This is a genomic window from Microbispora sp. H10830, assembly GCF_014161375.1.
Taxonomy (GTDB): Bacteria; Actinomycetota; Actinomycetes; order Streptosporangiales; family Streptosporangiaceae; genus Microbispora; species Microbispora catharanthi.
The window spans coordinates 209,581-228,752 of sequence record NZ_JABBWX010000009.1 but is presented as its reverse complement, the minus strand read 5'-3'; the positions used below and the strand labels follow the sequence as shown (position 1 = coordinate 228,752).

The window sequence follows — 19,172 nt, the reverse complement described above, 5'->3', positions numbered from 1 at the left end:
TGGTCACGCTGAGTAGTCGCCGGATCCACCACTCGCACCGAGGGCGCCGCACCGGCACCGGATCCTCCTCGCGCGCACCGGCCCTGCGCAGGCACGCCCACGCGCCGACCCCTCCAGGGCAGCCGTGCCGGAGGGGTCGGCTGGCGAACCGGGTTGTCCCGGCCGCCCGCGAATGATCACTTATAGACAACAGGGGGAGTAGTCCGCTGACCGCTGAGCCCGTCGTCGGCCCCGATGTCCTCCGGCGCCACGCCCGGCCGGACGAGCAGCACGACCGGCCCGATCCTGTGCCGCGATCCCGAAGCGCACGAGCACCGTCGCCCGGCCCGGCCTGGGGAGACGGTGACGACGACCGCCGCACTCAACCGCTCGCGATCGTCCGCCGGTACGCGGCCACGAACCGGTAGGAGGAGTGGCCGGAAGTAGCCAACTTGACATAATGTTTATTATCGAGCAACGCCGAAAGGGGCTCGAAGGGCGGTTGGCCTGGAGTTTCGGAACGGCCTTCAAAGTGCGCATGACACCATCTCTGCGCTGTCGCCGCGACGAGGCCGTCAGTCGATCTGCTCGGCCAGTGCGACGACGATGCCCTCGGGGCCGCGGATGTAGCAGAGCCGGTAGGCGTCCTGGTACTGCGCCACCTCGCCGACGAGTTCGGCGCCGTGGGTGCGCAGGCGGGCGATGACGTCGTCGATGTCGTCGACGGCGAACATGATGCGGCGAATGCCCAGCGTGTTCGCCGGGGCGTCCTCCGGCACGCCGCTGATCGCCGCCGGCGTGTGATACTTCGCCAGCTCGATCCGCCCGTGGCCGTCCGGGGTCTGCATCATCGCGACGTCGACTCGTTGGTCGTCGAGCCCGACGAGACGTGCCGCCCAACGCCCCTCGATCAGCGCCTTACCCTCCAGCTCCATGCCGAGTTCTACGAAGAACGCAATGGCGGCCTCAAGGTCGTCGACGACAATGCCGACGTTGTCCATCCGCTGAATCGTCATGATGGTCCTCCTCTGTCGCGCGGGCCCGTCGTGGCCACTGGCGTACCTGAGACGGAGCCGGTGCCACATTCTCGACATCCGGGTCCCAAGATCTTGCTTCTGGCCGTCACCACCGGGCGCGCACCACTCCTCTGGTACGACAAATCCTCTGGTACGACAAAGCCCACCGAGGGACAAAGATGCCCATTCGGTCCTATACCGGACAGAAGGTGAATTCTGTTCGGTATAGGAGGACGGTCATGTCCGGTCTCTTTGTCGGTGACTCCGCGGCTGCTGGATCGGCTGCTGTTCGCACCGCACGAGGATGCCGGTCATGCGGTGCGAACGCCTTGGCTATCTATCCGCGGCCCGGGCAGGCGCTCGCTCCGGCGATCTCGATCCCCTCGGCCGATCCAGGCCGCCGGCGCGCCGCTCCCCCGTTTGCCGGCCTGGTCAGGGAGCGACGAGGCGGTGGCCCTGACCGAGGTGCCGCCTGAAGAACCGTAGCGAGCTGTCGGTCTCGAACTCGGGGATCTCCCCATGCTTGCCGGGATTGGCGTGCAGCGTCTTCTCGACCGAGGCCAGGGCGTCGAACAGTGCCAGGCCCTGGGCCCGCGGCACCCGCTCGTCGTCCCACTGCAGCAGGAACTCCACCGGGACGGTGATCCGCGCCGCGGCCTCGGCCGATGCCAGCGCCCCGCCCAGGCCCAGCACCGCCGCACGGACCCGGGGTTCGGCCGCGACGAACGGAACGCCGAGCCCGCACCCCAACGACACACCCCAGTAGCCCACCGGGCCGACGCCCACGTGCTCAAGTCGCTGGAGCGCGGTCAGCGCCGCCCGCCACTCCGGGACGGTCTGGCGAGCCACGAGCGCCTGGAAACCGGCGATCAGCGGAGCCGGCTCCTCCCCGGCCGCCACGCGAGCCTGGTTCTCGGTCGCGATCTTGTCGTACCTCTCGTCCTTCGGCCGGTCGCCATGGCCGGGCACGTCCACCGCGGCCACCGCGAAACCGCACTCGACCACGAAGCGGCGCGCCCGGGCCACGACGTCGGGGGCCTTCTTGTGCCGGCCGCCGCCGTGTCCCATCAGGATGAGGGGCCGAGCGCCGGCGGCGCCTTCCGGCGTCCAGAGCGCGCCAGGGATCTCTTCGAGGGTGAAGAGTTGTTCGCGAACGCCGTCGGACGACGTCTCAGAGATGAAGCGCAATGCGATTCACGCCTTTCGGGATGCCTACTGCGGGCACTCCCCTAGGCCATGCGACGGAGGGAGCCCCGACCTGTCACAGCGTTGATCGGTCTCACCTCCTCAGTTCGCAGCGATGCGCGGCGGTGGCGAACTTATCACGGATCTCGCAAGGCAGGGCTCCTCCCCCACCACGTAACGAATGGGTACAGATGTGGTGTTGCCACATTCCTGAGGTGACGATAACGTGAAAACCATGACTGCCGGGTCGGCCATGGGCCACAAGCGAGTGAGGCACCCGGCCTCGGCGTGAGGGCCGGGCGGGCGCGAGGCCCGCCGCATTTCTCTGACCTCCTGATTCGGAATTCTTCTTCCCGCGTATCGGCGTGCCCGCGTATCGGCAACCCCTCGGCGTCGGCGAAATCGCAGCCGCGCCGTCCCTTCGCCGTGCGCGTTTCCGTCATTCCTTCATAACCGCCGGTCCTCATTCGGCGACGCGGTCGATTCGCCATGCCCGAAACAAGAAAGCAGAGAATGCCGTACGACTTCAACCAGCAGATCATTCAGGAATTCCGCGCGAACCGCGGAATAGTGGGCGGCCCTTTCGAGGGAGCCAGGCTGCTCCTCCTGACCACCACCGGCGCCCGCTCGGGAGTCCGCCACACCGTCCCCCTCGGCTACCTGCATGACGAGGGGGGCCGCATGCTGGTCATCGCCTCGGCCGGCGGTGCGCCGCACCACCCGGCCTGGTATCACAATGTGCGCGCCGACCCCCACGTCACCGTGGAGACGGGCGTCTTCACGATCGAGGCCGAGGCCACTGTTCTGGAAGGCGAGGAACGCGAGCGGCTCTTCGCCCGTGCTGTGGAGGCGGACTCCGGCTGGGCCGACTATCAGGCGAAGTCCGGCCGCGTCCTGCCCGTCGTCGCGTTGACTCCGCGCTCCGCTTCCTTCCCGGACCTTCCGGAAGGCGAGGTGCTGAAGGCGATCCACGACGCCTTCCGGCGGGAACTGGCCTTGATCCGCGCCGACGCCGCGGTCTCGGGCCCGCGTGTGGGCGCGCAGTTGCGGGTCAATTGCCTGGCCGTGTGCGGTGGGCTGCGTCACCACCACACGGCGGAAAGCGGCCAGTTGTTTCCGCACCTGCGTGACCGCCACCCCGAACTCGACGCGGTCCTTGATCGTCTGCACGCCGAGCACGCGGTCCTGGACCGCCTCCTCGACGACCTGCAGAAGCTGCTCTCATCGGGACCGGCCGACCTGCTGACCGAGGTTGACCGGCTCATCGCGCAGATCGACAACCACCTCTCCTATGAAGAACGGCACCTGCTCCCCCTGTTGAACGCACTGCCGCCCCGGCACGAGGACCATCTGAACGTCACGCGCGTCCCCGCCACCTCCGACGACAACGCTGCCGTGACGGCCGCGATCCGGGCTCTGTTCACTCGCACCCCGGCGCTCGCCGCCGATGTGACGCCCGCGCTCGCTCATACCGGAGGCGTACCAGGACAGTGGGTCAGCGCCGCCGGAGGGTCGGCCACCGAGGACGGCGTCACGCTGTACGTGCACGGAGGCGGCTTCGAGCGCACCCAGCCGACGCTGGAGCCTCTCATGGCCTGCCGCCTTTCCCAGGCCACCCGGCGTCCCGCGTTCAGGGTGGACCAGCGCCTGGCCCCCGACCATCCGTACCCCGCCGCCTTGGACGACGTCGTGGCCGTCTACCGGAGCCTGCTGGAGCAAGGCGTTCCCGCCGAGCGCACCATCGTGTGCGGCGAGTCGTCGGGCGGCACGCTCGTCCTGTCGGCGCTGCTGGCGCTCAGGCAAGCGGGCGATCCCCTGCCCGGCGCGGCCGTCGCGATTTCCCCGCTGACCGACCTGACCCTGTCGAGCCGGTCCCTGGACACCAACGACGGCCGCGATGTGATCAACCGCCGTGTCGCCGAACACGTCACCGCCCAGTATCTGGCGGGGGCCCGCGCCGATCAGGCTCCTCAGTCTCCGCTGCACGGCGACCTGCACGGCCTGCCTCCGCTCCTGCTCGTGGCCGGCACCGCAGAGGTGCTGCTGGACGACACCCGTCGCTTCGCCGCAGCCGCCTCGGCCGCCGGCGTCGACGTGGCCCTCGACCTGTATGAGGGCATGCCGCACGCCTTTCACGCGAGCGTGATGGCACAGGACCTACCCCCCATCGCCGTGACGTTCCTGCGCCGCCTCACCGACTGGGTCGCTGAGACCCAGGCAGGGGGCACGAGGCGTTGATCAGCCCATAGACGCCCCTGACCGCCCGAGCAGAACAACCGGCTCAGCGCCCCATTCCGAGAGGGACGCTCGAGAATCGCGGCTGCTCGGGCGGTCACCTCGGGGTCCACGTCTCTTGCGGGGTTGAAGAAGAAGCCCGGAAGGCCGACCGTGTCACCGCCCGATATAGTTTCCAAGGAATATAGTGCAGTGGAAGCTACTTACGGCGGGAGTACACCCATGAGCAAGGAACAGCGCGCTCAGATCGACGCGATGCTGCGACAGCCCCGGCCCGCCGGCCCCCGTTCGGTCGAGGCGATCCGAGCCGGATTCAGGGCGATGATGGCCCAGATGATCGTGCCCGGCGGCATCCGCGTCACGCAGACGACGTTGGGCGCCCGGCCCGCACTGCATGTCGAGCCGGACGACGGGCGCCGCGCCGGGACGATCCTGTACTTCCACGGCGGCGGCTGGGTTTTCGGCTCTCCAAAGACGGCCCTGTCGCTGACGGGAAACCTGGTGGCCAAGACTGGCTTCGGGGCGTACTCGGTGGACTATCGGCTTGCCCCCGAGCATCCGTTCCCGGCCGCGATCGAAGACACCCTGGGCGCCTACCGCGCCCTCCTCGACAGCGGCAGAGATCCCTCGACGATCGCGTTCGTCGGCGACTCCGCGGGCGGCGGCCTCACCGTCACCACCTGCCTCGCCGCCCGCGACGCGGGTCTTCCGCTGCCCGCCGCCATCGTGGCGTTCTCTCCGGGCCTCGACGCCACCCGGACGGGCGAGAGCATGGACACCAAGGAAGGACTCGACCCGATCTTCACCCGTGAGGCGGTCGAACGCACCGGGGCCATGTACCTCGCCGGAGCCGACCCGCACCAGCCCCTGCTCAGCCCGGCCGTCCTCGCCGATCTGACCGGCTTCCCCCCGATGCTGCTCCAGGTGGGCACCAATGAGATCCTGCTGGACGACTCCACGCGCCTGGCCGCGCGCGCCAGGGCGGCCGGAGTGGATGTCATCCTGGACATCACCGCCGACGTGCCGCACGTGTTCCAGTCGTTCGCCGGTGTCCTGGACGAGGCGGACGAGGCATTGGACCGCGCGGCTCTCTTCCTCGGTCAGCGCGTTCGCACTGGGGGCGCGGCGCCCACGCCGGAATAGGACCGGCCCCGGCCCTGGGCCGCCGCCTCGCACCGGCCGCCGCCACCGCGCGGGTCAGGTCAGGTCCGGCGCCGCCTGTTCGCTGGTTGGCGCCGACGTGTCGTCGGGGACGGTGTACGAGGTCTTCCGGCGGGTGCCGAGTGTGAGGAGCAGCGAAGCCGCTGTCAGCGCCACACCGAACCAGACGACTTTCGTGACGCCCAGATGATCGGCGATCAGTCCGCCGAAAAGCGCCCCGAGGGCGATGGACGTGTTGTACGCCATGGTGTTGAGTGACATCGCGGCTTCGAAGGTGTGGGGCGCGGCGGCTTGCGTCATGTTGACCTGGGAGAGCTGGACGACGCCGAAGGAAACACCCCACAGAATCAGCGTGATGATCGACCCCGCGTGCCCGTGGGCGATCGTGAGCAGCGACAGCAGGGACGTCACGAGTCCCCCGCAGCCGACGATGAAGCCGCCCCGCGGATTTCTGTTCACCGTGTATCCGGCGACGAAGTTCCCGGCCGCGCCTCCCGCGCCGTAGACCATCAGCGCCGCGGTGATGAAGAAGGGCGTGGCGGACGCGCTTTGCTCCAGGTAGGGGCGCACGAACGTGTACGCACCGAAATGGCCGAGCACGAAGAGTACGACGGTGAACAGCACCAGACGTAGCGGCACGTTCTTCAGCGGGAGCCCGAAGACTTCCCGCACCGAGACCGCGTTCGTCGACGGCAGGGAGGGAACGACGGCGACGACCGCGAGGAACACCAGCGCGCTGAGGCCGGCCCAGATCAGGAACGTGGTTCGCCAGCTGGTGAGGCTTTCCAGGACTGTTCCCAGTGGTATGCCCACGACCGCGGCGATCGAGATTCCGGACATCACGATCGCGGCTGCCCTGCTCGCGTGGCGTTCCCGAACAAGGCGCATCGCCATGCTCACGCCTATGGCCCAGAACACTCCGCTGGCGAAGCCCATGATGAGCCGTGTTGTCAGGACCAGTGGATAGTTCGGCGAGATGGCGGTGATCGTGTTGCCCAGGGTCAGTGTCGCCAGGAGCGTGGACAGTAGGACGCGTCGGTTGACGCGCCTGGTCCATGCCACGATGAAGGGCACGCCGAGCCCGGCTGAGACACCGTACAGAGTGACCATCAGCCCGGCGGTGCCCACGGATATGCGCAGGCTTGCGCTTATGGGAGTGAGCAGGCCGACGGGCATCAGCTCGGTCGTGAGGAAGACGAAGAGACTGGCGGTGATGGCCGCGACGCCGAGCCATGCTCTCAGGGTCGAGTGCGCGTGTGTGTCGTAGGTGACCAATTTTGTTCTTTCTGATGGTTGATCGTCCGCGAGCTCAAGGGCCGCCGGTGTCAACAAGGGTGCGCGACCATCGATCGATGAGTCCAACACATACTTTTCATCGATATCGATCGTGGTTCACTATGGTCGGGTGGAGCTGCAGCAGCTGAGGTATGTCGTGGCGGTCGCGGAGACCAGGAACTTCACCCGGGCGGCCGAGCGCTGCCGTGTGGTGCAGTCGGCGCTCAGTCATCAGATCGCCGCTTTGGAGCGGGAGCTGGGCGCGCGGTTGTTCGAGCGGACCAGCCGGCGTGTACGGCTGACGCCGGCCGGAGAGGCGTTCCTCGCCGCTGCCCGGGAGTGTCTGGAGGCCGCGGACCGCGCGCGTGCCGAGGTGGCGGCCGCCGCCGGGGAGATACGCGGGCGGCTCGCCGTCGGCACAATCCCCACGGTGACGGCCGTCGACCTGCCGGCCGCCTTGAGGGACTATCGTCGGCGCTATCCGCGGGTGCATATCACGCTCGCCGCGGCGGGCAGCGATGAACTGGTCGAGCGGGTCCGGCAGGGTGGCGTCGACATCGCGTTCCTCGGCCTGCCACCGCGTGCGGAACCCAGGGGTGTGCAGAGTCGCCGCCTCGGCGGAGGCGAGCTGGTCGCCGTGGTCGCGCCCGATTACCACCGGGTGGAGAACGAGGTGGATCTGCGGAGCCTGGCGGACGAACCGTTCATCGACTTCCGCGTCGGCGCGGCCGGTCGAGCGCAGTCGGACGAGGCCTTCGCGGCCGCGGGGGTGCGACGTGAGGTGCCTTTCGAGGTGTCGTCCGCCGAGCTCATGGTCGATCTGGTACGGCAGGGTCTCGGCGTCGGCATGCTGCCTGCCGCGTACGCGCCACGCTTTCCCGACCTGCGGGTCATTCGCCTTCGCGATGCTCCCACGCGGGTGGAGTACCTGATCTGGGACAACCGGCCGTCCCCGGCGGCCACGGCCTTCCTTGAGCTGATTCGCACTGATCCTGCGGACTCCGCGTGATCAGCCATGTGTAGCGGAGCCGAGTCGTCGGTCTGCCCACTCTAGAGGGAGTTACATGATTACAATGCAATCATGATCTTATCCTTCGACAGCGCGGCCCCCGGGGCGATGCTCACATGATCGTCGAGTACATCCGCTACCGGATCGGCCGGCAGGACGCGGAAGAGTTCGAGGCCGCCTACGAACGTGCCGCGGTTCCCCTGGCGGCCGCGCCGCAGTGTGTGGACTACGAACTGTCCCGGTGCGTGGATGAGCCCGAGTGGTACATCCTGCGTATCACGTGGACCTCGGCCGACGATCACCTGCAGGGTTTCCGCGGTGGCGAGCACTTCGCGGCGTTCTTCTCCGCGATCAAACCCTACGTCCGGCAGATCGAGGAGATGCGGCACTACGAGCGCACCGCCGTGCGCGGCACCGGCTCCTCGGTCCCGAGCCTGTACGACTGGGCGGGTGGCACCGAGGCGTTCGAGCGGCTCACCGAGACGTTCTACGAGCAGGTTCTCAAGGACGATCTGATCGGTCCCCTCTTCGCCCACATGGACCCGGGACACCCCAAGTACGTCGCGATGTGGCTGTCGGAGGTCTTCGGCGGGCCGTCCCGCTACACCGACGAGCGGGGCGGCTACCACCACATGCTGGTCCAGCACCTCGGCAAGGCCATCACCGAACCTCAGCGCCGCCGATGGGTGAATCTCCTCATGGACGCGGCCGACGTGGTCGGCCTGCCCGCGGACCCCGAGTTCCGCGCCGCCTTCGCGAGCTACATCGAGTGGGGCACCCGCCTCGCGTTCGCCAACTCCCAGCCCGGCGCCCGCCCTCCGCAGCAGGCTCCCGTTCCCCGCTGGGGCTGGGGTGTGGCCCCGCCCTACTCCCCTACGTCATGATCTGACGAGGCCGGCGGGGGTGATCGATCCCCGCCGGCGCGGTACCGGACATCGACGCGGTGGGTCAAATGAGCGGCACGCCGAGCTGGGCCAGCAGCTCCAGCTGGTCGAAGTAGAGGCGCAGGCTGACGATCAGCCCGTTCTCGATGGCGCAGACATAGCAGCAGCGGAGATTCAGCGGACGGCCTGTCGGCGGGATGACCCGGCCGCCCGGTCCCAGGTAACGCCCCTTGTGGGTGCCGATGAGCACCAGTTCGTCGACCGTCATGTCGTCGACGTCGAACGACTCCAGGACCACCGTGTGCACGTCCGGGAAGGCCGCCCAGAACTCCTCCAGGTAGGAGCCCAGTTCCTCACGGCCCTCGGCCATGCCTTCCGGGGTGAGGAACGCCCCGTCAGGGCTGACCGTGCCGAGCAGCGCGTCGATGTCGTGCGCATTGAACGCGGCGTTGTATCTGTCTCGCACCCGGCGGGCTTCGCCCACGATGTCGATCCCCTCCCCTCTGGGAGGAATGCCCTCAGAACACGACAAGGTGTCCCTCCCGCCGTAGTCTTTGCCGGGGGTTGTTCACGGCCGTTGCCCGCCGGGGGCGTCGTCGTCTCGTACGGTGAAACCGCCCCGGTCGTCGAAGATCACCGTGTGGACCGCGTCGAATCCGTCCGACGGGCGTGGGCGGCGCAGGCGCTTCACCGTGGCGTGGATGCCGACCTCGGGCACTCGCGCGCGGCCGGGCCGCCGCGCGTTGCGGTCCAGGGACGCCGTGAGGTCGGGAGGGAACCAGTAGGCCACAACCCGGGCGCCGTGTTCCTTCGCGGCGACGACGAGCGGGCCCCACTCCTCGGGGGAGGGATTGGTGTTGTCCACGGCCACGTTCCGCCCCTCCTCCAGCGTCTCGGCGATGACCCGGAGCTGGCGTCGCTGCCGGTGGCGGGCGTTGGGCCAGTTGTCCTTGCTGACGTGGGCGTGTGTCGCCGCCAGCCGCTGCAGGTAGAAGGTGGTCTTGCCCGATGCCTGCAACCCGACGAGGACGGCGACCTCCCGGCTCGTCATGGCCGCGTCTTCCGCGCCGGGGTCATACCTCATCCTCCCCCGGGGAGGTCCGGTGAGGTCCCGGTGGGGGCAGGGGGCCGCGCTCTGGTCCGGGGCGTCCGTCCGGGGGCGGGTGATCGGCCACTTCGGGAGTGTCGCCGCCGCTCCCCTGGCCGTGCAACGGGATTTCCCCGCGGGTGGTCTCGTACGATCACGGCATGTCGGATGGGCCGCTCCCCCACGCCAGGGAAAACTTCGATGTCGCCGCGTACGTGCGGCGTGTCAGGGGTGGTCCCTGTTTCGTCTGCGCGGTGGTGGCGGGCGACCCCGCGTACGTCTTCGAACAGGTCGTGTTCGAAGACGATCTTCACATCGCGTTTCTCGACCGTTACCCCACGTTGCCGGGGAAGGTCCTGGTGGCGCCGAAGGCCCACGTCGAGCATGTGGTTCGCGACCTGGACGAGGAGGCGTACGTGCGGCTCATGCGGACGGTGCGCCGGGTCGCCCTGGCGGTCGAGGCGGTCGTCCCCTCGGAGCGTACGTATCTGCTGTCACTGGGCAGCGGGCAGGGCAACGCCCACCTGCACTGGCACATCGCGCCGCTGCCGCCGGGGATTCCGTACGAGCGGCAGCAGTTCCACGCGCTGATGACGGAGAACGGGGTGATCCCGTGGTCGCCGCGGCAGGCGGCCGACCTCGCGGAGAGGCTGCGGGCGGCGCTCGCCGGTCCGGCCGGACCGCGTTTGCCCGAGGGGCGCGAGGAGGAGCTGACCGGGGGTGGGGTCAACCGTGTCGTGCGGGTCGGGGGCACGGTGCGCCGGCCGGCCCGCCGGTGGACGCCGGCGGTGCACGCTCTGCTGGACCATTTGGCGGCGGCCGGGTTCGGTGGCGCGCCGAGAGCTCACGGGTGCGACGGCGAGGGCCGGGAGGTGCTGGATTTCCTCCCGGGTGAGGTGCCGAACTATCCCCTGCCGGCGTACGCGATGACGGATGAGGCGCTGGCCGAGGTCGGGGCGCTGCTGCGGGACTATCACGACGCGACGGTGGGTTTCGCGCCTCCGGAGGGCGCCGAGTGGTACTTTCCGCCACGCGCTCCGGCCGAGGTGATCTGCCATGGTGACGTGGCGCCGTACAACTGCGTGTTCCGGGAGGGGCGGCCGGCGGCGTTCATCGACTTCGACACCGCGCATCCGGGGCCGCGGGTTTGGGATGTGGCCTATGCCGCCTACCGGTTCGTGCCGTTGCATGATCCAGGCCGTGACGAGAGCGCTCCGGGGGTGGAGGAGCAGGCGCGGCGGCTGCGTGTGTTCGCCGATGCCTATCGGCTTGGAGTGGAGGCCCGGGAGGCGCTGACGCGGACGGCGCGGGCGCGGCTGGAGCATCTGGTCGCACACATGCGTGCGGAGGCGGCGGCGGGTCATGAGGCGTTCGCCGCTCATGTCGCGGAGGGGCACGATCTGCTGTATCTCACCGACAGCGCGCATATCGCGCGTCATGAGGTGCTGTTCCTGGCGGCGCTTTCGTCGGAGGGGCAGGGCGGCAGGGTGGGGATGTCGGCGGGGTAGAGCGAGAGCAGCAGCCCGTACGGCTCGCCGCCGGGGGGCGGGGTGCGGCCGGGAGGGGGCAGGAGGTCGCGGAGACGGGCGATGAGCGCGTGGGCCTCCTGCTGGGTGAGCCAGAGGTGGTTCAGCAGGGTGTGCTCGGCCTGTCCGGGCCGGGCGGGCAGCATCTCGGCGAGGGCGGCCCTGACGAGGAAGTCGGGGCCGGCCGCGGCCTCCTCGTGCAGCCGGAAGCCTCGGCTGACCAGGGCGAGGGTCTGTTCGGTGCCGCCGCGTACGTGCCGGGTGCCGGCGAGGCGGACGATGCCGGCTTCGCGCAGGACGCGGACGTGGTAGCCGATGGTGCCCTTGGCGGCCCGCAGTGCCGCGGCCAGTTCGCCGAGCGTCGCGGGGCGCTGGCGGAGCAGGTTGACGATGCGGTGACGGACGGGGTGGCCGAGAGCCTTGAACTGGGCGGGGGTACGTAGCTCCAGGAGGTCGGGCTCGTGCGGGGGTGTGGCGGGGTGTTCCCCCGTCGTCGTCTCGTCGCTCACGGGAGAAAGTGTCGAGGATCGTCGATGCTTTGACAAACGGGTGGGCGGGCCAGCAGAATCGGCGGGCCGGAAGCGTCGAAAACTCTCGACGCTTGATGTGTCAGATGGAGGAAGCCGATGCCTCATTCGACGGCGTACGTCGTCACCGACAGGCCCGAGCGCTACATCAAGCAGCTCGTGTCGCACATGGGCCACAAGGTGGAGACCGTGCTCGGCGGCGACGGCCGGGCGGTGATCGAGCTGCGGTCCGGGCGTTGCGTGCTGAGGCCGCGCGGCGGCGGGTTCGAGATGATCGCGACCGCGGCTGCCGAGGAGGCGCTGCTCGGCGTGCGGGACGTGGTCACCCGTCACCTGCTGCGGTTCGCCACCCAGGAGGAGCTCGTGGTCGACTGGTCGCCGCCGGTCGGGGGTGACGCGGCGTGGACTCTGTCCCCCGTCGTGGACGACTACCTGCTCACGCACTGCTCTCCCGCGGACGAGGTGCTGCGGGATCTGGTGGTCAGGACGCGGGAGGAGACGGGCGGCGCGGCCGGGATGCAGGTCTCGCACGACGAGGGCGCCCTGCTGACGATGCTGACGCGGATGTCGGGTGCCCGCCTGGCCGTGGAGGTGGGGGTGTTCACCGGCTACTCCTCGATCTGCATCGCGCGGGGGCTGCCGCCGGAAGGGCGGCTGCTGGCGTGCGACGTGAGCACGGAGTGGACGTCGATCGCCAGGAACTACTGGGAGCGCGCGGGGGTGGCCGACCGCATCGACCTGCGGATCGGGCCGGCGCTGGAGACGCTGCGCGCGCTTCCGGCCGAGCCGGTCGTCGGTTTCGCCTTCATCGACGCCGACAAGGTGAGCTACCCGGATTACTACGAGGAGGTGGTGACGCGGCTGAGTCCCGGCGGCCTGGTCGTGCTCGACAACGTGTTCCAGGGCGGGCGCGTGTTCGACCCGGCCTTCCAGGGGGACGCGCAGGTGGCCGTACGCCGCCTGAACGACACGATCGCACAGGACAGCCGGGTCGAGTCGGTGATGCTGCCGGTGCGCGACGGCGTCACGATCGCCCGGCGGGTGGGCTGACCCGCCGGGGCCGCCCGATCACCCGCCCACGGGGCTCAAGCTGGGGATCCGCTACCCCGACTCCGCGGCAGGCGCGGCGACGAAGCGGGACATCGGCTACCACGACGACTCCTTCTGCTACCGAGAGGGCTCGCCGCCGGCCGGTGTCACGCTGCCGCAGGCGCTCGGCGGGGCCGGCCTCCTCCGCGGGCCGGCCACGCAGGCGTGCTCAGGCCAGGGCGAGGAGGCTGACGGCGACGGCGGCGGCGCCCAAGCCGACGAGCTGGGCGCGGTGGATGCGCTCGGCGAGCACGCCGCGGGCGAGCAGGACCGTGCCCGCCGGGTAGAGGGCGGTGACGACGGCGACGACGGAGAGGTCCCCGAAGGCCGCGTCCGTGTCGTGGCCGCCGACGCCGTCGCGCCTCCCGCCACGTTCGACGCCGACGCCCCGCACGTCTACCGCTCCTCGGGCACCGGAACCTGCAGCCTGATCATGACTGTCCACCTGCCTCCCGGCCCCGCCTGACGAACCGGCCAGGAGCCGGAAGGGCTGACTGTTCCTTGGGGCGGGGCTTACGATCACCGCATGCCTAACATCGGTCCGTTCGAGCTGTTGGTCCTCGCCGTCATCGTGATCGCGCTTCTCGGTGTGGGGCTCGCCGCCGTGCGGGCCGGTGCCCGCCCCGCCGGGCCGCTGGCGTGGCGCAGCCCCGGCCTGCTGCCGCCGGTCTCGGCCGACCTGCAGCACCGGGTGCGGGAGCTGTACGCCGACAACAAGAAGATCGAAGCGATCAAGCTGATCCGCGAGCAGACCGGGCTGGGCCTGAAGGAGGCCAAGGATCTGGCCGAGGCCCTGGTTTCCGGACGGCCGCTGCCGGTGGCCCCGGGCCACGCGCGGCCCGATCTGGCGTCGCGGGTGCGGGAGCTGAAGGCGGCCGGACGCGGCGAGCAGGCGGTGTTCCTGGTGCGCGGCGAGACGGGCATGGGCCAGTCGGAGGCCGAGCGGTTCGTCGACGCGATCGACGCCGTCGACGCGGAGGGCGGCGAGGGGTAGGAGAGCGCCGTCGCGGCGTTTGCTGTCGGTGCGGCTCGGTACGGTGTCGATCATGCTGCCCGTACAGGTGAACAGGCTGACCGTGCAGGAGGCCGGGGACCGCTATGTGGAGCTGGTCCGGGCCAAGACCGTGACGGGTGCGCTGTCGCCCGCCACGGCCGAGGTCTACGCGCGGGACGTGGCCACGTTCGTACGGCTGGCCGGGCCGGACCGGGTGCTGGACGACCTGACCGGTGAGGACGTGGACGCGGTGCTGCTGGCCTTCGCGCGCAAACCGGACGAGCGCAGGAAGGGCGACGGCCAGGGGAAGGGCACGGGGAAAAGCACGGGGAAGGACACCGGGCAGAGCGCGGCGTCGCAGGCGCGGTTCCGCCGGTCGGTGTCGGCGTTGTTCCGGCACGCCACGTCGGCGGGCTGGGTGCATCTGGATCCGATGGCGGCCTCGTCGGTGCGGGCGCGGGAGCGGGGCGGGCTGCGGCCGGAGCGCCGGGCGCTGACACGGGAGCAGGCCGAGGGCCTGATCGAGGCCGCGGGCTCCCCCGCCGCGCCGCCCGCGGAGGCGACCGGCTCCGGCGCGGGGCGCCGCAGGCGGGCCGACCAGCGGACGGACGTGCGTGACGCGCTGGTGGTGCTGCTGCTGACCACACTGGGTCCGCGGGTGTCGGAGCTGGTGCGGGCCAACGTGGAGGACTTCTACACCAACGACGGGGTGCGTTACTGGCGGATCTTCGGCAAGGGCGGGCGCACCCGGGATGTTCCGCTGCCCGAGGCCGTCGCGGCGGCGCTGGACGCGTACCTGGCGGTGCGGGCGGGCGAGGACGGTGAGAAGGCGCTGTTGCTGTCCTGGCGGGGCAGGCGGCTGGCGCGGGGCGATGTGCAGGCGGTCATCGACCGGGTGCAGCGGCAGGTGGATCCCGGGCGGCGCCGCGCGGTGACCCCGCACGGGTTACGGCACACCACGGCGACGCACCTGCTGGCGGACGGCACCGACATGGACGCGGTGCGGCGGGTGTTGGGCCACAGCGATCTGTCGACGCTCGGCCGCTACCGGGACGACCTGCCCGGGGAACTGGAGGTGGCGATGGGGTCGCATCCGCTGCTGCGCCGCCGGCGCGGCCGGGCCGGGCGGAACGACCAGGCCGGGCCGGACGCCTGACGGAGGGTGTTCAGGCGCTGCGCACGGGTTGCCGCAGGATGGTGCGGATGGCCGCGGGGTCGGTCTCCTGGACGCCGCTCAGGTAGATCTCGTGGTGGAGCCCGGCCGGGACGAGGCCGTGGGCGCGCATGAACTCGTCCATGAGCGCGAGCGACTTCGGTTCCTCGGCGAAGGAGCCGTGGTGGGTCATCTGGACGCACCGCCCGTCGGTGAAGGTGACGAGCTGGACGGCGTCGATGCCGGGGGCGGGGCGGGCGGCCTCGCGGGCCTGTTCGGCGAGGGCGGGGTCGAGGGTGGCGGGCAGGCGCAGGAACAGGTGCCAGTGCCATTCGTCCCTGGGAACGTCGAGGGGATGGCGGGTGACGTCCTCGACCCACCAGCGGCCTTCGAGAACGGGCATGGGCAGTCCCCCGGCGAGGCCGGTGAGGGGTCCCGCGACGGCGTACAGGGCGGTGATCGCGGCGAGGTGCGCGGGCCCGCCGGGTGCGCCGCGTCCGGTGACGCCGAGTCCCGTTACGGGGCCGAAGTCGGCGATTTCGGGGGTGTCGGCGGCGGAATACCAGTTCATTCTTCGTCCTCCAGTCGGATCATCAGATGGGTGACCAGCCGCTCGGGCGGGGTGGTCGCGGGGTCGGAGACGTAGGCCTCGCGGAGGGGGCCGGTTGGGGCGTGCCCGCGTTCCGCGCACCAGGTGAGCAGGGCGTGGGCGGTGAGCGAGATCTGGTCGTAGGGACCGACGTGGGCGGCGGTGGCGAACGTGCCGCCGGGCAGGATCTCGGGGTAGGCACCGGGCACCCGCGGCAGGCCGGTGCCGGTGAGGGCGACGGCGACGGGGATGGACTCGCCGTAGTCGAGCGGGAACAGTCCGACGAGGGCGGGTGCGGGTGGCTCGGCGGCTATCAGCCGGGCGACGCAGGCGGAGGTGGCGCGGCCGATGTCCTCGGGGGTGGCCGCCAGGTCGCGGACGACGATCGCGGGGCGTGGGGGTTCGGTGACGATGGTGACCTCGGCGCCGGGCAGGCCGGTGGCGAGGATGTGTTCGAGGCTCTTGAGGGTGCGCCTGCGCCGGGCGAGTTCGGCCTCCAGGTCGTCCCTGACCCGGGCGAGCGCGGCGGCCGCGGAGTCCCGTCCCCGGGCGTCCTCCCCCTCGTCGCCGTGGGACAGCACTTCCGCGACGACGGGCAGCGGGACGTCGAGGGAGCGCAGCAGGCCGATGACGAGCGCGTCGCGGGCCTGGGCGGTCCGGTAGTAGCGGTAGCCGCTGGCGGGGTCGATCCAGGCGGGTTCGAGCAGGCCGAGTGTGGCGTAGTGGCGCAGTTGCTTGACGCTGAGCCGGGCGAGGCGGGCGAACTGCCCGATCGACAGGAGGTCGTCGTTCACGTGCCCCAGCATGGCCTCTCCCCCAGTGGGAGAGTCCACCGCGGGATTTCTTGAAAAGATGTCGCGCCGGGTGTCGAGAACGCGGCGCCGGCTCCGTCCCAGGGGCAGGAGCGGCGACGTCCGGCCGCGTGAGGAAGAAGGAGAACCACCGTGAAGTACCTGCTGCTGAAGCACTACCGAGGTGGCCCGGCCCACGTCGTCGACTACGGGTCGATGGACCAGTGGACGCCGGAGGAGGTCGACGCGCACATCCAGTACATGCGCGACTTCGCGGCCCGCTTGGAGGAGACGGGTGAGTTCGTCGGCGAACAGGCGCTGGCGCCCGAGGGCACGTTCGTGCGCTATGACGGCGAGGGGCGCCCGCCGGTGACCGACGGTCCGTTCGCCGAGACCAAGGACCTCATCGCCGGCTGGATGATCATCGACGTGGACTCCTGGGATCGCGCGGTCCAGCTCGCCGGGGAGCTGTCCGCCGCTCCCGGGCCCCGCGGCGAGCCGGTTTACGAGTGGCTCGAGGTCCGGCCGTTCCTCACCGAGCCGCCCACGGTGACGGAGTGACGGGTGACGCGGTGAACGAGTCGCTGCTGCGGGAGCTGGTGCCCGCGGTGATCGGCATCCTCGTCCGGCGTGGAGCCGACTTCGCCTCGGCCGAGGACGCCGTGCAGGAGGCCCTGATCCGGGCGCTGGACACCTGGCCCGGCGATCCACCGCGCGATCCGAAGGCATGGCTCGTCGCGGCCGCCTGGCGCAGGTTCCTCGACGCCGCGCGCGCCGAGGCGTCGCGGCGGGGGCGGGAACTGACCGTGGAAGCCGAGCCTCCCGCCGGTCCTGCGCCCGCCACCGACGACACGCTGCGGCTGTACTTCCTGTGCGCGCACCCCACCCTGCCGCAGAGCTCGGCCGTCGCGCTGACGCTGCGCGCGGTCGGCGGCCTGACCACGCGGCAGATCGCGACGGCCCACCTCGTCCCCGAGGCGACCATGGCGCAGCGGATCAGCCGGGCCAAGCGGCGGATCGCGGGGCTGCCGCTCGACCAGCCCGGCGATCTTGGAACGGTGCTGCGGGTGCTCTACCTCGTCTTCAACGAGGGGTACGGAGGAGACGTCGACCTGGCGGCCGAGGCGATTCGCCTGACCCGCCAGCTCGTCGCCTTGACCGACGAACCCGAGGTCGCCGGGCTGCTCGCGCTCATGCTGCTGCACCACGCGCGCCGCGCGTCTCGCACCGGCCCTGGAGGTCGCCTGGTGCCGCTCGCCGAGCAGGACCGGTCGCGCTGGGACACCGGTCTGATCGCCGAGGGGGTGACGATCCTGCAGGGCGCGCTGGCCCGCGACCGGCTGGGCGAATACCAGGCGCAGGCCGCGATCGCCGCCCTGCACGCCGACGCCCGCAGCGCCTGCGAGACCGACTGGGTGCAGATCGTCGAGTGGTACGACGAACTGCTGCTCCTCACCGGCAGCCCGGTGGTGCGGCTCAACCGCGCGGTGGCGGTCGGCGAGGCCGACGGGCCGCGGGCCGGGCTGGCGGCGCTGGCCGGCGTGGACCCCGGTCTGCCCCGCTACGCCGCGGTGACGGCGTACCTGCACGAACGCGCCGGCGACCTCCAGTGCGCCGCCGAGCTGTACGCCGAGGCCGCCCGCGCCGCCACCAGCGTGCCCGAACGCGACCATCTCACCCGAGAGGCCGCACGGGTGCGGCAACTGCCGCGTCGGTGAGGACGGCACGGGGAGGACGGCACACCCGGGCGCCGGGGTGTGCGGCCCCCGGCGCCCGGGTGTTCACACGCCGATATCGGCCTGGGCTGCTCGGCTTGACCCTCACGTCGCGGGAGGCCGCAGGCTTGGACCCCGGAAGGGAGGAGAGCCCATGGGCTACTCGGTCGGCCAGGTCGCCCGCTTCGCGGGGATCACGGTGCGCACGCTGCACCACTACGACGAGATCGGGCTGCTGCGGCCCAGCGAGCGGTCGGCTGCCGGATACCGGCGCTACAGCGATCCGGACCTCGACCGGCTGCAGCAGGTGCTGTTCTACCGGGAGCTCGGGTTCTCCCTGGAGGAGATCGCCGTCATCGTCGACGATCCGGGCGGGGACCCGGTGACCCACCTGCGCCGCCAGCACGAGTTGCTGCGGCGCAGGATCGGGCGGCTGGAGGCGATGGCGGCGGCGGTCGAACGTGCGATGGAGGCGAGGAAGATGGGGTTTTCCCTCACGCCGCAGGAGCGGTTCGAGGTCTTCGGCGACTTCGATCCCGAGCAGTACACCGAGGAGACGGAGGAGCGCTGGGGCGGCACCGACGCGTTCGAGCAGAGCCGCCGCCGGACGGCCCGCTACACCAAGGACGACTGGCGGGCGATCACGGCGGAGGCCGGCGAGGTGCTGCAGGCGTTCGCGGCGGCTTTCGCCGAGGGGGCGCCTGCGGACGGCGAGCGGGCGATGGACGTGGCCGAACGGCACCGTGCGCACATCACCCGCTGGTTCTACGACTGCACCTACGAGATCCACAAGGGTCTCGGGGAGATGTACGTGACCGATCCGCGCTTCGCGGCGAACTACGAGCGGGTCGCCGAGGGGCTGAGCCGCTATGTCCGCGACGCGGTCCACGCCAACGCGGCGCGGCACGCCTGACCCCGGGTGGTGGCCCACTCAGGACGTCCACCCAGGGGTTCAGG

General features: G+C 70.7%; 20 protein-coding genes. 11 read left to right on the top strand and 9 right to left on the bottom strand.

Annotation, left to right across the window (positions count from 1 at the left end; genetic code table 11):
- Window positions 1-554: 554 nt before the first annotated feature.
- Both HHX35_RS23525 and HHX35_RS23520 read right to left on the bottom strand, forming a co-directional pair.
- Entirely contained in the window at window positions 555-980 is a 426-nt protein-coding gene (locus tag HHX35_RS23525; protein WP_220505765.1) for a VOC family protein, read from the bottom strand.
- 447 nt (window positions 981-1,427) lie between these two features.
- Window positions 1,428-2,183 carry a dienelactone hydrolase family protein gene (locus HHX35_RS23520; protein WP_182900904.1) on the bottom strand — a complete coding sequence of 252 codons (756 nt, stop codon included), beginning with the start codon at window positions 2,181-2,183 and terminating at the stop codon, window positions 1,428-1,430.
- Between the two features lie 510 nt (window positions 2,184-2,693).
- On the opposite strand from HHX35_RS23520, the gene HHX35_RS43690 reads away from it, so the two are divergent.
- Both HHX35_RS43690 and HHX35_RS23505 read left to right on the top strand, forming a co-directional pair.
- The gene (locus tag HHX35_RS43690; protein ID WP_259405309.1) at window positions 2,694-4,418 is read left to right on the top strand and encodes a nitroreductase/quinone reductase family protein; all 1,725 of its coding nucleotides are present in this window, start codon (window positions 2,694-2,696) and stop codon (window positions 4,416-4,418) included.
- Between the two features lie 219 nt (window positions 4,419-4,637).
- Entirely contained in the window at window positions 4,638-5,558 is a 921-nt protein-coding gene (locus HHX35_RS23505; RefSeq protein ID WP_182900903.1) for an alpha/beta hydrolase, read from the top strand.
- Window positions 5,559-5,612: 54 nt separating this feature from the next.
- Here HHX35_RS23505 and HHX35_RS23500 read toward each other — a convergent pair whose 3' ends face one another.
- Window positions 5,613-6,851: an MFS transporter gene (locus HHX35_RS23500; protein ID WP_182900902.1), complete on the bottom strand. Its 1,239-nt coding sequence runs from the start codon at window positions 6,849-6,851 to the stop codon at window positions 5,613-5,615.
- Between the two features lie 130 nt (window positions 6,852-6,981).
- Between HHX35_RS23500 and HHX35_RS23495 the strand changes: the two genes are divergently transcribed.
- Window positions 6,982-7,860, top strand: coding sequence for a LysR family transcriptional regulator (locus HHX35_RS23495; RefSeq protein ID WP_182900901.1), 879 nt, complete (start codon window positions 6,982-6,984; stop codon window positions 7,858-7,860).
- A gap of 116 nt (window positions 7,861-7,976) precedes the next feature.
- Window positions 7,977-8,744, top strand: coding sequence for a group II truncated hemoglobin (locus HHX35_RS23490; RefSeq protein ID WP_182900900.1), 768 nt, complete (start codon window positions 7,977-7,979; stop codon window positions 8,742-8,744).
- A gap of 64 nt (window positions 8,745-8,808) precedes the next feature.
- On the opposite strand, the gene HHX35_RS23485 is transcribed toward HHX35_RS23490, so the two are convergent.
- Both HHX35_RS23485 and HHX35_RS23480 read right to left on the bottom strand, forming a co-directional pair.
- A complete protein-coding gene (locus HHX35_RS23485) occupies window positions 8,809-9,228 on the bottom strand; it encodes an ester cyclase (RefSeq protein WP_182900899.1) in 420 nt (139 codons plus the stop codon).
- A gap of 84 nt (window positions 9,229-9,312) precedes the next feature.
- A complete protein-coding gene (locus HHX35_RS23480; protein ID WP_220505764.1) occupies window positions 9,313-9,828 on the bottom strand; it encodes an ATP-binding protein in 516 nt (171 codons plus the stop codon).
- Between the two features lie 164 nt (window positions 9,829-9,992).
- On the opposite strand from HHX35_RS23480, the gene HHX35_RS23475 reads away from it, so the two are divergent.
- The gene (locus tag HHX35_RS23475) at window positions 9,993-11,339 is read left to right on the top strand and encodes a phosphotransferase (RefSeq protein WP_259405307.1); all 1,347 of its coding nucleotides are present in this window, start codon (window positions 9,993-9,995) and stop codon (window positions 11,337-11,339) included.
- Here the strand turns inward: HHX35_RS23475 and HHX35_RS23470 are convergent.
- Window positions 11,267-11,866, bottom strand: a complete 600-nt coding sequence (locus tag HHX35_RS23470) for a transcriptional regulator (protein ID WP_182900898.1) — start codon at window positions 11,864-11,866, stop codon at window positions 11,267-11,269. The genes HHX35_RS23475 and HHX35_RS23470 overlap by 73 nt on opposite strands.
- A gap of 117 nt (window positions 11,867-11,983) precedes the next feature.
- Here HHX35_RS23470 and HHX35_RS23465 point away from each other — a divergent pair, with 117 nt between their 5' ends.
- Window positions 11,984-12,934 (top strand): DUF2218 domain-containing protein, encoded by a 951-nt coding sequence (locus HHX35_RS23465; protein WP_310739255.1) that lies wholly within the window; start codon window positions 11,984-11,986, stop codon window positions 12,932-12,934.
- A 208-nt stretch (window positions 12,935-13,142) separates the two neighbouring features.
- On the opposite strand, the gene HHX35_RS23460 is transcribed toward HHX35_RS23465, so the two are convergent.
- Window positions 13,143-13,367 carry a hypothetical protein gene (locus HHX35_RS23460; RefSeq protein ID WP_220505763.1) on the bottom strand — a complete coding sequence of 75 codons (225 nt, stop codon included), beginning with the start codon at window positions 13,365-13,367 and terminating at the stop codon, window positions 13,143-13,145.
- 132 nt (window positions 13,368-13,499) lie between these two features.
- Between HHX35_RS23460 and HHX35_RS23455 the strand changes: the two genes are divergently transcribed.
- Window positions 13,500-13,967, top strand: a complete 468-nt coding sequence (locus HHX35_RS23455; RefSeq protein WP_182900897.1) for a ribosomal protein L7/L12 — start codon at window positions 13,500-13,502, stop codon at window positions 13,965-13,967.
- A 52-nt stretch (window positions 13,968-14,019) separates the two neighbouring features.
- A complete protein-coding gene (locus HHX35_RS23450; protein WP_182900896.1) occupies window positions 14,020-15,123 on the top strand; it encodes a tyrosine-type recombinase/integrase in 1,104 nt (367 codons plus the stop codon).
- A gap of 10 nt (window positions 15,124-15,133) precedes the next feature.
- On the opposite strand, the gene HHX35_RS23445 is transcribed toward HHX35_RS23450, so the two are convergent.
- A complete protein-coding gene (locus HHX35_RS23445) occupies window positions 15,134-15,691 on the bottom strand; it encodes a GyrI-like domain-containing protein (protein ID WP_182900895.1) in 558 nt (185 codons plus the stop codon).
- Window positions 15,688-16,515, bottom strand: a complete 828-nt coding sequence (locus HHX35_RS23440) for a MerR family transcriptional regulator (RefSeq protein ID WP_182900894.1) — start codon at window positions 16,513-16,515, stop codon at window positions 15,688-15,690. Before HHX35_RS23440 ends, HHX35_RS23445 begins: the two co-directional genes overlap by 4 nt.
- A 138-nt stretch (window positions 16,516-16,653) precedes the next feature.
- Between HHX35_RS23440 and HHX35_RS23435 the strand changes: the two genes are divergently transcribed.
- The 3 genes from HHX35_RS23435 (at window position 16,654) to HHX35_RS23425 (ending at window position 19,128) form a co-directional block, all read left to right on the top strand.
- Window positions 16,654-17,061, top strand: a complete 408-nt coding sequence (locus HHX35_RS23435; protein WP_182900893.1) for a YciI family protein — start codon at window positions 16,654-16,656, stop codon at window positions 17,059-17,061.
- A gap of 11 nt (window positions 17,062-17,072) precedes the next feature.
- The gene (locus HHX35_RS23430; protein WP_182901047.1) at window positions 17,073-18,218 is read left to right on the top strand and encodes an RNA polymerase sigma factor; all 1,146 of its coding nucleotides are present in this window, start codon (window positions 17,073-17,075) and stop codon (window positions 18,216-18,218) included.
- Between the two features lie 151 nt (window positions 18,219-18,369).
- Window positions 18,370-19,128, top strand: coding sequence for a MerR family transcriptional regulator (locus HHX35_RS23425; RefSeq protein ID WP_182900892.1), 759 nt, complete (start codon window positions 18,370-18,372; stop codon window positions 19,126-19,128).
- Window positions 19,129-19,172 lie beyond the last annotated feature (44 nt).